Annotated in this window: 15 protein-coding genes; 9 read left to right on the top strand and 6 right to left on the bottom strand. The window is 37.8% G+C overall.

What is annotated here, in order from left to right; translation table 11 throughout:
- Positions 1–25: 25 nt before the first annotated feature.
- The 9 genes from IPM62_02780 to IPM62_02740 all read left to right on the top strand — a co-directional run bounded on the left by IPM62_02780 (position 26) and on the right by IPM62_02740 (position 8,168).
- Positions 26–460: a hypothetical protein gene (locus IPM62_02780; GenBank protein ID QQS39512.1), complete on the top strand. Its 435-nt coding sequence runs from the start codon at positions 26–28 to the stop codon at positions 458–460.
- The gene (locus IPM62_02775; protein ID QQS39511.1) at positions 453–1,121 is read left to right on the top strand and encodes a hypothetical protein; all 669 of its coding nucleotides are present in this window, start codon (positions 453–455) and stop codon (positions 1,119–1,121) included. The genes IPM62_02780 and IPM62_02775 overlap by 8 nt, the downstream gene beginning before the upstream one ends.
- A gap of 239 nt (positions 1,122–1,360) precedes the next feature.
- Positions 1,361–2,137, top strand: coding sequence for a hypothetical protein (locus IPM62_02770; GenBank protein QQS39510.1), 777 nt, complete (start codon positions 1,361–1,363; stop codon positions 2,135–2,137).
- Between the two features lies 1 nt (position 2,138).
- Complete coding sequence (locus IPM62_02765; GenBank protein ID QQS39509.1) at positions 2,139–3,881, top strand: hypothetical protein; 1,743 nt, start codon at positions 2,139–2,141, stop codon at positions 3,879–3,881.
- A complete protein-coding gene (locus IPM62_02760; GenBank protein QQS39508.1) occupies positions 3,878–4,855 on the top strand; it encodes a beta-lactamase family protein in 978 nt (325 codons plus the stop codon). Before IPM62_02765 ends, IPM62_02760 begins: the two co-directional genes overlap by 4 nt.
- 7 nt (positions 4,856–4,862) lie before the next feature.
- The gene (gene hisS, locus IPM62_02755) at positions 4,863–6,071 is read left to right on the top strand and encodes a histidine--tRNA ligase (protein QQS39507.1); all 1,209 of its coding nucleotides are present in this window, start codon (positions 4,863–4,865) and stop codon (positions 6,069–6,071) included.
- A 44-nt stretch (positions 6,072–6,115) separates the two neighbouring features.
- A complete protein-coding gene (locus tag IPM62_02750; protein ID QQS39506.1) occupies positions 6,116–7,069 on the top strand; it encodes a DMT family transporter in 954 nt (317 codons plus the stop codon).
- Positions 7,070–7,107: 38 nt separating this feature from the next.
- A complete protein-coding gene (gene rpmE / locus IPM62_02745) occupies positions 7,108–7,443 on the top strand; it encodes a 50S ribosomal protein L31 (GenBank protein QQS39505.1) in 336 nt (111 codons plus the stop codon).
- Positions 7,444–7,460: 17 nt separating this feature from the next.
- Positions 7,461–8,168 carry a PCRF domain-containing protein gene (locus tag IPM62_02740; GenBank protein ID QQS39504.1) on the top strand — a complete coding sequence of 236 codons (708 nt, stop codon included), beginning with the start codon at positions 7,461–7,463 and terminating at the stop codon, positions 8,166–8,168.
- A gap of 158 nt (positions 8,169–8,326) precedes the next feature.
- On the opposite strand, the gene IPM62_02735 is transcribed toward IPM62_02740, so the two are convergent.
- From IPM62_02735 to ychF, 6 genes are all read right to left on the bottom strand, one after another.
- Positions 8,327–9,481, bottom strand: coding sequence for a trypsin-like peptidase domain-containing protein (locus IPM62_02735; protein QQS39503.1), 1,155 nt, complete (start codon positions 9,479–9,481; stop codon positions 8,327–8,329).
- Between the two features lie 41 nt (positions 9,482–9,522).
- Positions 9,523–10,782 carry a PDZ domain-containing protein gene (locus tag IPM62_02730; GenBank protein ID QQS39502.1) on the bottom strand — a complete coding sequence of 420 codons (1,260 nt, stop codon included), beginning with the start codon at positions 10,780–10,782 and terminating at the stop codon, positions 9,523–9,525.
- Between the two features lie 17 nt (positions 10,783–10,799).
- Positions 10,800–11,045: a 30S ribosomal protein S18 gene (gene rpsR, locus IPM62_02725; protein ID QQS39501.1), complete on the bottom strand. Its 246-nt coding sequence runs from the start codon at positions 11,043–11,045 to the stop codon at positions 10,800–10,802.
- Between the two features lie 2 nt (positions 11,046–11,047).
- Positions 11,048–11,551 carry a single-stranded DNA-binding protein gene (locus IPM62_02720; protein QQS39500.1) on the bottom strand — a complete coding sequence of 168 codons (504 nt, stop codon included), beginning with the start codon at positions 11,549–11,551 and terminating at the stop codon, positions 11,048–11,050.
- Position 11,552: 1 nt separating this feature from the next.
- Positions 11,553–11,846 (bottom strand): 30S ribosomal protein S6, encoded by a 294-nt coding sequence (gene rpsF, locus IPM62_02715; GenBank protein ID QQS39499.1) that lies wholly within the window; start codon positions 11,844–11,846, stop codon positions 11,553–11,555.
- A 102-nt stretch (positions 11,847–11,948) separates the two neighbouring features.
- Positions 11,949–13,052 carry a redox-regulated ATPase YchF gene (gene ychF / locus IPM62_02710; protein QQS39498.1) on the bottom strand — a complete coding sequence of 368 codons (1,104 nt, stop codon included), beginning with the start codon at positions 13,050–13,052 and terminating at the stop codon, positions 11,949–11,951.
- Positions 13,053–13,355 lie beyond the last annotated feature (303 nt).

Raw genomic sequence — 13,355 nt, 5'->3', positions numbered from 1 at the left:
ATATTGGGCGATAATGTAATAAATTATGCGAAAAGAAGTATTGTTGGCAATCATAGCCGGCGTCAGTTTTGGGTTGATTATAGCTCTGGGTGTTTGGCGTGCAAATAACGCATTCTCCACCAAACCCGAAGAAGTCGAAATTGTCGAAGAAGAAAAACTAGCACTGGACGAAGATAATACAGTAGGAATAAGTGTTTCGGATCCGGAAAATTACGATGTCATCACCATATCCCCTGTCAATATCGTCGGTGTAACAACACCAAATTCATGGGTTGGAATTCAAACCGAGGATGACGATTATACTGTACTCGCCAACGCTTCCGGTGAATTTAATCACGACATTGAACTAACGGGTGGAATTAATAATATTTCACTGACGGCGTTTACCAACGACGGCCAATCTACACACACTACACTAACCTTGGTATATTCAACTGAATTTAACAAACAAGATGATTAACATAAATAAAATACTTATTGTCTTTCTACTTTTCGTCTTTTCAATTGGAGGGGTTCATGCTCAGGTGTCAAGTGATTCAGCCGAGAGTAATGAAATTAGAGAGAAAGTACAGGAAAAGCTGGAGGAAGCAAAAAACAAAGCAAAAGCTTATATTGGTACCATTACCGACATAACCGATACAACCATACAGATCAAAGATGCACAAGGTGAAATTCAACAAATTTCGTCAAACGACGATGCTATGTATGTCAAAACCAACGGATCCTCCAGTAAAATAAGTTTAGACGATGTCGCAATCGGCGATTACATTGTTGCTATGGGTTTCAAAAACGGCACATCGGTTCTATCTGCAAGTAGAATTTTGATAACCTCTGTCGAACCTGATTTAATGAAAGTGACTGTTTGGGGAAAGATTAGTTTTAACGACGATGACAACATGGAAATTACCGACAAGGACGGCAATGTATTTATCGTAAACCCAGTAAAGGGAGCAAAATATTTTCTTTATCAGGATAATGAGAATCAGAGTGTAAAATATTCTGAATTTGATGATAACGATACTGCCATAGTTATGGGAGAAAAAGAAGACGATACCATTGACGCTTCGTTAATACAAATTGTCAATAAAGGTGATGTCGATGAATCCGAAAAAAGCGAATAATTTGACATTGTCAAAATGGAGCTTTACAATTCCTTTACTTATGAAAGTAATAATCACAAACAATCATCATACCAATCGAGTCTAAATCGGATTGGTGATTTATTGTGATTAAATAATCCCACCAAACCGGTGGGTTTTTTTATTTATACTCACCCTAACCGAGAAAGACTCGAACATCCCGCTATATGCGGGATTTTTTGTGGGAAAAATGAATTTAAAGTGTAATGCAACCAACAAAAATGAAAACATACAAATACAACATATATCGTCCGGGGGGTAACGATACTGCCCTAGTAACCGCTATGGTAAAAAACGTTGTATTAAAAGGACAAATCAACAAAATGATAATGAAAGCAAATCCCAAGGTAGAACAAGTGGGATTTGTTGACAAGAAAAATAAAGTACTTGAAATGGCAGGTGGCGAATTTTGTGGTAACGCAACTAGAGCAGCAACGTACTATTTCCTTGGGGGAAAGCAAGGAGTGTTAGAGATTAAAACATCTGGTGTAAAAAATAGATTACTGTCTGGAATTAAAGGTAACTACGAAGTCTGGACTCGTATACCTATATATAAAGACCTAAAGAAAATAACAAAAATTGAAATCGGATACATCGTCCCAATGCAAGGAATCACACATGTCGTAACTGAAATACCAATTGGCGAAAATATTAAAAAGCAAGGTTTTGATATTTTAACTTCTCTTAATCTAATAACTAAACCTGCCGCAGGGGTAATTTATGTATCTAAAACCAAAGGCGGGTTAAAAATAGATCCTGTGATTTGGGTAAGAAATATTGAAACTCTTTTTTACGAAACAGCGTGTGCGAGTGGGACTGCTGCAGTTGGATTAATCCAAACACTAAAACAAGGAAAAAGCATTAACGATCTACCAATTCTCCAGCCATCACAAGAAACAATATCAACAACAGTTGGGATTAATAAAGGCAAATTTGAGACATCGACAATTTCTGGACAAGTAAAAATTCTAAAAACTAATTTACAGGTGAAAATATAACATGGTAGAAAATATAAAATTCAATCAAGACTTTTTTGACAACCGAATTAGAGCTACCGATTCAGCCAAACGCTTAGTGGAATATTTGGAGTTAAAACCAGTTACTCAATCAACCAAATCTGCCCTAATGAATTTTTTTCCTGATCTTTCTGAAGAAGAAGTATCCAGGGCTACGCAACAAAATGAAGAAGAAGAGAAATTAAGTTCTGGGTTATACGACCTCCTTAAACCATGGCTGTCACTTCCATCAACAAGTGTTCCCCTGCCCACTTTTTCGGCAATTGAAATCGCAAGACTAACGGGATTATCGGAAAGTAAAATTCTAGAAATAGTCAGATCGGGAAATATAACAATTAGATGGGATAATGACATATTCATAGCACAAACAGATTTACAGAAACTTCCCGATTCAAATACTGTTAAAGAGGCAGTTCGTGAAGAAAATAAATACGGTAGAACTGTTAACAGGGAAAGAAAGAGGAAGATTAAAATTGATTACACCCTCGAAAGAGGCAATGTTATCGGCAAACAAGAAGGAGAGGAAATACTAAGACAAGAAGTAGCTCTAAGTCCAAAACGACTTATAAAAAGATCACTGGATACTCAATATAAACAAGGAAGTACATCAATCGCCCGCACAAGATTTAGCAAAAGAAAATTTTCCAACCAAATACCTTTATATGCGAAAGAAAAAGCAAGAATAAGATTTGAACGATCACCCCAAGAAGATCTCAATGGAATAAGTAATGGAAATTTATCTAATCAATCGCTTGATGTTCAACAACAGCTTTCCAACTACGTAGCGCGGTCTAGAAATTTAGAAGCTGTTAACGTAATTACACAAGAACCAAACGCCGACAAGTTATTTAATGTTTATTCGTGGTTTCGTGAACAAGGTACAAAAAGTAGCTGGATACTTGGTGATAGCGAGCTTCTGTTTGCAAATAATCTAATCAGGTTTTCAAAAGGAGAAGCAACAGATTTTCTTATTTGGAATTGTATGGGCTTTTATTGGACAAAGGCATGGCGAGATAAATTTCCCAAAGTCGACGTGGTAGCAAATGTTGACGAATCAATTGCGCTTTACTATATAAACAAACTTAAAGAAATCGCCAAAAATCTATCCCCCATTGCGCCACCCACCTTTACAATTTTACTCCCTACCAACGAGGTGTTTGATAATACATATTCTTCTCTTGGTTTATATAGCCAAAGCACTGACGAAAGACAGGAAATAATTGAACAAACACAAGTTGGATTACAATCAGAATTTAAAAAAAGTGCACCAGAACTTTCAATCGGTGTGCTTACATGGGAAGAATATCTCACAAAGATTACTGCACCAAGAACACAAAACGAATATACAAAATTGGGTAATATTAAACTTACTTCCTCACCTAATTTTAGATCGATTAAAAATGAGATGTTACAAAGTGCCAAAGCCAGATTTACTAGAAAAGGAATAAATCTAGATCCTAAAGTTTTACTTGCAATTCAGGAAGCATATTACAGTATGTATGTAGGTGAAGGTACGGCCTTTTCAGAAATGACACAAAGAGACAGAAATATTCTCATATTAAATTTTGAAGAAATGCGTGTAAGCCAACTCGAATATTTAGGAGCCGATGGAAATATTACGATCCTTACTCCGATTAAGCCAAATGACATGACTGAGTTTTACAAATGGAAAAACAAACAAATTGAAAATAGATACCAACAATCAAAAAATGAAAGGAAAATATGAAACAACCTGGCTATGCACTGATCATTTCAAGAAATGGACAAACTCTGTACCAACAATACGAGGGTTATGCTGACATCGAAAATAATCAAATAATATCGCGGAGTACAAAATTTCGGTTAGCGTCATTAACAAAACCTTTCACTGCCATGCTTATCCTCAAGCTAATTGATGACAAGTTGGTTAAGTTAGACGACACACTAAATAGATTTTTCCCTGAACTACCGAATTGGAAATACAAAGTATCTGTTGAGAATCTACTAAATCACACATCGGGTATCAAAGATTATGAGAAAATACTTGCAAAGAACAAATACAAAAAAGGCAGCGAGCCAACAAACCAGGAAGCAATTAGTGTAATTTCTTGTTTTGACAAATTGATTTTTAAACCAAGTCAAATGCAGGTTTATAGCGAATCCGGTTATGTACTTCTGGCAGAAATAATCAAAAGAGTTGGTGGCAGTAGTTACTCAAAGCAATTAAACACAATAATATTTCAACCCATGAAGATGGATAACACTCTTGTCTACGAAAACTCAACGGCAGTTTTTGATAATCGAGCAATGGGATACAGGTTCGCCAAGGGCAAGTACACTATTTACGACTATAATCCTCTTAACTATGTCATTGGAAACGAAGGGGTATATTCCAGTGCCCAAGATCTAGGAAAATGGACATCAGCTTGGTTTAGTGAAAAAATCATTTCAAGTTATCTAATCGACAAATCATTTTCTAAAACACAACTACTTAGTGGTACGATAGCCGATAGAGGTTATAGTTTTATTCTGGATAAATATGGAAGTGATAAAATTGTTTATCATGGTGGAAGCTGGGTGGGATTTAGATGTATGCTGGTGTTAATTCCATCTCAGAAACTTTCTGGTGTTTTTCTTTCAAATTCAACTGATTATGACAAGGAGACAAAAAGACTCATTATGCTAATCAACAATTTGAGCAAATTTAGTAATGCGATATAATAAAGTAATGTCGAAAAATAAAATACAAACACTAAAAGGTTTCAGAGACTTTTTGCCCGAAGATGCCATAAAGCGTGAATGGCTAATCGGCAAACTTAAAGAAATTTTCGAACTTTGGGGATACGACCCAGTGGAAACACCAATACTCGAACCTTTGGAAATCTTTGAAGGTCAAATTGGCGAAGATGAAAAACTTTTTTATAAGTTTGATGATCCGGGTGGTAGGAAAGTTGCATTAAGATATGACCAATCCGTACCAATATCTCGAGTGATTGGCCAATACAATCAACAGCTCCCTATGCCCTTTCGCAGATATCAAATTCAACCTACGTTTCGAGCAGAAAAGCCGCAAAAGGGGCGCTACCGAGAATTTATTATGTGTGACGCAGACATCTTTGGAGTAGAATCGTCACAAGCTGACGCTGAAGTCATTGCACTGTTATTGGATATTTATAAACGATTAGGTTTCAAGAATATAAAAGTATACGTTAATGACAGAAAACTTCTTAAGGGTATACCTTACGAAGCCATAGTAGCCATTGATAAGCTAAAAAAGATTGGAACAGAAGGTGTTATCGAAGATATGATCAAAAAAGGGATCGAGAAAAACAAGGCTAGAGAATATCTAAATAAGATTAAAAGCTTGAAACCAAACCAAACAATAAATGATATTTTTAATTATCTGGAAAAATTAAACTACCCAAAAGACTGGTATGAATTTGATCCAACTATTGCCAGGTCATTTTCGTATTCTGATGGACCAATTTGGGAGATTGTCTCACCTGATTATAAAGCGGGGTCACTGTCTGGTGGTGAAAGATTTGATGGATTAATTGAGGAAGTTTCAGGTATTAAAGTCCCTGCTACGGGATTCGGGTTAGGACTAGACAGAACCCTTGAAGCGGCTGAAAGCTTAAATCTCATACCCGTTAAAAAAACAGTAACAAAAGTCTTGGTAACAATATTTGCTGAAAATACAGTGGATAGTTCAATAAAAATTGTTAAAGTATTACGCAGTGCTAAAATTAATACCGAACTTTATCCTGAAATCGTGCCTCTTGCCAAACAATTAAAGTATGCCGACAAAAAAGGTATTCCGTATGCCGTAATAATTGGCCCTGATGAAATACTTAAAAATGAAGTTATCGTAAAAAATCTCTTAAACAAAAGACAGGAAACCATCCCAATAGACGCTTTACTTACTCAGCTAAGGTAACCCGATGATTGTAAAAATATTTGTTTTTCTACTACACTTAGAATATGTTTGATTTGTCCAAGTTCTCTTTTAGAAACCGTGCGTATCTCAATCTTATTTTAGTCGCGGCAATTTGGGGTATCGCCTCGCCTGTAATTAAGTTTACTTTTAATGGTATAGATCCTCTTCCCTTTTTGGCTTACCGGTTTCTAATTGCCGGCACAATCTCACTAATATTTTTTGCACGTAAAATACGTCGAGGTAAAAAATTTCGTCAGTTACGGGCGAATTTTTGGGCTGCAAGTTTATATGGTATATTGGCAGTACCTGTAGCTTTGGGAATTCTTTTTTTTGGTCTTGAGAAGTCAACCGTTTTGGATCTGACACTTGTCGGAACAATCGGACCCTTAATCGTAACCGCCGGAGGTGCCCTGATATTTCATGACAAAATTACAAAAAAGGAAAAACTCGGGATATCAATTGTTATCGTCGGTCTGGTAATAAACACCTTTTTTCCGCTTTTCCAAGCGGGCGAAGCAGTTAAGTTTTCGGGTAATATCCTTCTTGTACTCTATCTTTTCAGCGATAGCGGGTCGATTCTTCTTGCAAAATATATAATTCGCAACAAAGTAAAATCTTCCAATTTAACAAACTTGGCTTTTTTGATGGGGGCAATCACACTGGCTCCTATTGCGATTTATAAATATGGATTTTTTGGATTTGTGGATACCATCATAAGTCTGCCTCTTAAGTATCATTTGGGAGTTTGGTATATGGCTGTCCTTTCCGGCAACCTGGCATACCTTTTGTATGTGAAGTCTCAAAAATCAATTGAGGTTAGTGAGGCATCGCTTTTTATGTATTTACAACCTTTATTTACCATACCATTAGCCGTATTTTGGTTGGATGAAAAACTTACTTTGCCATTTGTGGTCGGTGCAGTAATTATCGCCATTGGTATATATATCGCCGAAAAAAAGACCAAAAAACCAGTTAATCATAGCCAATTGCCCAAATAAATATAAATTGCTATAATACCTACTTAGTCTAATTAACTATGAAAACAAATATTCATCCCAAGTGGTACAAAGACGCAAAAGTAATTTGCTCATGTGGTAACACCTTTGAAATCGGCGCTACTCTTCCCGAGATCAGGGTTGAGGTATGTTCTGCCTGTCATCCTTTTTATACCGGTCAAATGAAATATCTTGATACAGCCGGACGAGTTGATGCATTTAAAGCAAAACTTGCACAAGCAAATAAAAAGGTACTCTCAAAACAACAAAAAAGACAGATTAAAAAAGATAAACGTATTCAAAAAGAACTTGAAAAACCTGATACACTCGCCGAAGTCAGAAAGTTGGTTAAAAAATCCTCTAACAAAAGTAATTAGCAAACTTCGTCAAGTTTATGAATACAAATAATGCATTTGTGGAAATCAGGTCAGCTACAGGTGGCGATGAAGCCAAAATTTGGGCTACGGATTTACTGCGTATGTATATGCGCTATGCTACCAAACGAGGTTGGAAATCCCTACCGATAGACGAAACAACTCTGCAAATAATCGGCGAAAATTCTTTTAGCGATCTAAAATTCGAATCAGGAGTTCATCGTGTACAAAGAATTCCCTTAACGGAAAAGCGTGGTCGAGTACATACTTCTACCGCAACCGTAGCCGTGTTGCCAAAGATCGAAAGTCACGAGATAACGGTTCGCCCTGAGGATATTGATATTCAATTTGCCAGATCCGGTGGTGCCGGGGGTCAAAACGTCAATAAAGTAAGTACTGCAGTCAGACTCACCCATCGCCCAACAGGCATAGTGGTAGCCGTCCAGCAAGAAAGAACTCAATACCAAAACCGCGATATTGCCATGGACATATTGAAATCAAAATTATGGGAGAGAGAAGAAGAGAAAAAGTTACGCGAAGTCGCCGGCTATCGATCTGCAATCGGGCGCGGTATGAGATCCGAAAAAATAAGAACGTATAATTATCCGCAAGATCGTGTAACCGATCACAGAGTAAAGAAATCCTGGGGAAATCTAAGTGCAATTGTCGACGGCAACTTGGATAAAGTAATTGGTCTTCTTAAAGAACAACTAACCGGACAAAACTAAACTACACCAAAGTCAGATTTGATTAGCAACCAAAATTACTAATTTAAACATCTCTTTCATAAAATACTACGCGATATATCGCGTGGAAATGTCCAATGCCCAAGATGTAAAAAAGTTACCACAGACTTTATTCCATGGAGTATCATTGGGGAAATCACTTATTCCGGAAATTTTTCGAGTATCACCTTGACAGCCAGTGTGTCTTCGTTTCTCCAAACAGCTAAAGTTACTTCATCCCCCGGTTTAAATCCGGCAATAACTTTCGCCAAGTCATTCTCTTCGTTTAATTTTGTTCCATTAATTTCGGTTACGATATCGTTGACTTCGATACCCGATTTATCGGCGGGGGAATTATCGACAACATCGATAACGAAAATTCCCTCGGGCACATTATTGGCAATTGCCGCACGTTTACTTACTATTTGATACTGCACGCCAAGATAAGCTTTTTGGGGAAACTCTCCGTTTTTATTAAATTCATTAAGCCTATCCTTAACAATATTTATAGGAATAGCAAAACCGATATTTTGCGCTCCTTGTGCGACAGCGACATTTACTCCAATGACTTGGCCTTGAGAATTAAGCAGGGGTCCTCCAGAATTACCAGGGTTAATTGCCGCGTCAGTTTGAATTACATTATCCAAAGTTTCCACAAAACCCTCATACGCACTTCCCGCTGTAATTCCCCTACCTAAACCAGAAACAACACCCGTAGTAACGGTATGTCTAAACTCACCAAGAGCAGTACCAATCGCAATTGCATATTGACCGACTTTCAGCTGATCGGAATCTCCCAGTTCTACCGGTTTTAAATTATTTGCGTCAATTTTGATTATGGCTATATCATTTGACGGATCCCGGCTAATCGTTTTGACTTCATATTCCTTATCATCCTGCGTAACCACCTTGTAAGTTTGATTTTCGCTTACGACGTGCTTATTGGTAACAATCAATCCATCTTCAGAAATTACAAATCCTGTTCCGATATCTTGCGGGGTTCCACCGTCGATACTTCTACTTATCCCGCCACTAAAGGGATCAAATTTCAGAATACTTCTTTGGGGGGTCTGAATTACAACCGTAACAACAGACGGAGATACTTCTTCGGCAACCATGACAATCGCCGATTCTATTTCAACGATATCTTCCTGGCTAATTTCTTTAATTCGTGTTCTTTGCTCACCGGCAATAAATTTACCAAAATCGAAATTTTTTAATTTAAAGGTATACAAACCTCCGGCTGTTAGACCAACAAAAAGAAAGACAACTGAAGAAAAGATTAGTAAAATAATTTTCAAGTTAATCTTTTTCATAATTTTACTTTATGAAGTTAATCTTAAGTTTTGCTTAATGATTACTGAATCGCTAATAATTCTATTGCTTTTTCAAGCTGTTCGTCAATATCGGTTTCCGGGTCATTTAACAATTCGTGATCCGGCTGAAGTCCCACATCGTTTACCCAAAAACCACTCGGTGTTAACCACTTGGCTATTGTGACGTGTAGCCCTGAGCTTCCTGTTAACTGCTCGGGCTCTTGGATTGTACCCTTGCCGAATGTCTTTTCACCGACAAGCTCGGCTTTATCATTGTCTTTGAGAGCACCTGCGAGTATTTCCGAAGCCGAAGCCGAACCTTCGTTTACCAATACAACCGTAGATAAATTAGTAAACCTCCCCAATTTATCTACCGTAAAGTCCGTACGATCACCTTTACCGTCTTCTTCTATCACCACGACTTTCCCAACTTCCAAAAAATCACTCGCTATTTCATTTGCCGCTTGTAAATAACCACCCGGATTATTCCTGACATCCAAAACTATTCCCGAAAGATTGCTGTTTATTAAGACCTTGCTGACGGCTTTTTCCCATTCTTGGGTTGTTTCTCCACCGAATCTGTTGATGCGAATATGTGCGTACTTTTCGTTGTCACCAACGAAATCGACAGTAATGGTAGGCACATCAATGTTTGACCTTTTAACATCAAAATAAAGTGGTTTACCCTCCCCCTCTCTGACGATTGTCAAGGTCACAGATGTTCCCTTGTCTCCTCTTATAACTTGTACCGCCTCTTGAAGCGACATTCCCTCAGTACTACTATCTATGCCCTTTTTGCTATCTTTAATCCCGATAATATAATCGCCGGCTTTTATGCCAACTTCCTCAGCCGGAGATCCGACTAGCGGAGCAATTACGGCCAGTTGGTTTTGCTTATAGCCGATTTGAATACCCACACCTTCAAAACTACCGTTTAAATCTTCACTGATAATTTTGTTTTGTTCCGGTGATAAAAATACGGTATATGGATCTCCCAAAGCCGATACCATACCGCTTATTGCTCCATAAACCATATATTCATCGACCAATTTATTTTTGTCGTAATATTTGTTTTCGAGAGAATCCCATACTTGCCAAAAAAGATCAAAGCTTATATCTTCTTTCTCCACCGGCAGTTCGCGGTTAATGACAACATTCGCACTTCCTTTATAACTTGCGACAAATCCCCGTCTACCTGTCCAATATCCACCAAAAAACACTAAAGATATTGCACCAAGTACAACAATTAATTTTCTCGCAGTCACGATAGACACGCGGAGTTTTGGTGATCCATTATTCATAAACTATTTTAACCAGATTAAAAACCTGGAGCAAAGGGAAGTAATCCCAAGTGACGGGCTCTTTTTATTTCTCGACCTAACGCACGTTGATGTTTTGAGCAAACACCCGTTCTGTCTTTTCCTTGAATTTTTGATCGATCGTTTAAAAACTTCGCCAAATCCTGATAGTCTTTATAGCTGGGTTGAGTTTGCGATCTGTCAAACGGACAATCAACAGGTACTTTACGAATTTGCTTAACTTGTTTTTTTGTTTTTTTTGCCATGGTTAAAAGGGTATGTCTTCATCTTCTTCTTTGTTTTCTTCTTTAAGGGTTTTTTCCTTTTTTACTGGTTTTTCAGCCTTTTTGGCAACAGGCGCATCCACGTCTGGTGATGGAATGCTATCCGTTTCCAAATCCTCGGGAATATCAAAATCTTCACCCGTTCCCTGTTGTCCTCTGGTATCAAGTATGATCATGTCACTGATAATGATCTCAGTAGTTGTATGTTCGGTCTCATCCTGTCCGGTCCATTTCCTGGTTTGAAGTCGTCCTTCGACATACACTTTTCTACCCTTAGAAAGAAGTTGCGAACACAGCTCGCCTAATTTGTTCCAAGCAACAATACGATGAAATTCAACACTATCTTTCTTGTCACCTGAATCTGTGGTCCACTGTCGATTTGTAGCCAATCCAAAAGTACAAACTGCGGTACCCTGGGGTGTATACCTCAATTCCGGATCTCTGGTCAAATTCCCGATTAATGTAACTTTGTTTAAACTTCTTGCCATCTTATTTCTCCTTTGATGCTTTCACGAGCAAATGTCTGATTATTTCTTCGTTTAATAAAACTTTGTTGTCGACAATACTAACAGCTTGACTATCTAAGTCTAACTTAAAATGGATAAAAGATCCAACACGGTTACCCGATATTTGATATGCCAAATCAATATTACCCCAATCCTCGGTTTCCTTGAGAACACCCTTGTTCACCTTAACGAGACTTTCGATATCGGCAATAATAGCCTTCTTTTTGGCGGGAGTTGTACTCCCCGGTAGGATAAGTGTTAATTCATATGTATTCATAATATTTTATCTATAACGGGTGAAATTATAGCACTTTAGGATTCTTAATGGCAACAGGCGCAAATATAACAAGATGATTGCGAAAAATACCAATATATATTCTCACGCACCAACTTTAAATTCGATTACGTCGCCATCTTTGACGACATAATCTTTTCCTTCAAGCCTAAGTTTTCCTGATTCCTTGGCCTTTTTTTCACCACCCAAATCGATATAATCGTTATATTCAATAACCTGAGCTTTTATAAATTTATCCTCAAAGTCCGTATGAATCACGCCTGCCGCTTGCGGTGCCAATGTCCCCTTTGTAATCGTCCAAGCCCTAACTTCCTTTTCGCCCGCAGTCAAAAAGGTAATCAGCCCAAGTGTTTGGAACGCTCTATTTATTACATTTGCCAGACCATCAAATTGAATCTGATGAACTCCAAGATACTCCATCCGCTCTTCATCGGTTAGAGTAGCCATGTCTTCTTCTAATTTCGCACAAATTGCAGTGACGCAGTCTTTACTAACATTTGCATCCCGCGAGAATGAACTTACAATCTCTTTGTGATTAATTAAGTTTTCTTCACTAATATTAAGCGCGACTAAAATTGGTTTCATGGTAAGTAGTGATAATTCCCGGGCAATCAGATGTTCTTGTTCATTTAATTGAACTAGTCTTGCGGGAATTCCTTTGTTCAGGTCTTCTTTAATTTTTTTTACAACTTGCCACTTTCTTTCCGCTTCTTTATCTCCCGATCCTCTTGGCTCTTTTTGTTTTTCAATAGTTTGATAATCTGCCATGATCAACTCGGTTTCAATTACATCCAAATCTGAAATCGGATCCCGTGACCCTTCTCGAATAATATCCGGATTCTCAAATGCCCGAACAACATGCAAAATAGCATCCGTCTCACGAATGTGCGCGAGAAACTTGTTTCCCAAACCTTCACCCTTATGAGCGCCTGCAATAAGTCCCGCAATATCAACAAACTCAACCGTTGCCGGAACGATAGGTGGAAGCTTTTCAAGTTTGTCGGCGTCTTTAACACTCTGAGCTAGTTTCACAAGGCGGTCGTCAGGGACGGGAACAATTCCAATGTTTGGTTCGATTGTGGCAAATGGAAAATTAGCAGCAAACGCTTGCTGTTTTTTAAGTAATGCATTAAATAGGGTCGACTTACCAACGTTTGGTAATCCCACTATCCCGCAGGAAATATTCATACGTGTATTCTAACACGGATCTAGCCAAATATTGTGGTCGTTTTACCGTCATAATAAACGCTTTCTTTTACTTTTTAAAATTATTTTAGGGATTGGTATATTTTCTATCTTGAAGCTCGCTTATCGTACCTCACGAATTATTACGTTTGAATGATTTCTTTTTGGAAAGTACACGCATTGTATGAGGCAAATTAATCGTTATACCAATGATCCCCCAAGTACTTATTTCTTTTTTTATACCCTATTCAAGTGAAGTAATACAGGATATAACCAACGTTCTTCATGCTTAACTATATTAAATGT

Source organism: Candidatus Woesebacteria bacterium, from assembly GCA_016700095.1.
GTDB lineage: Bacteria > Patescibacteriota > Microgenomatia > UBA8517 > UBA8517.
This window is presented reverse-complemented; position numbering and strand designations above follow the sequence as displayed.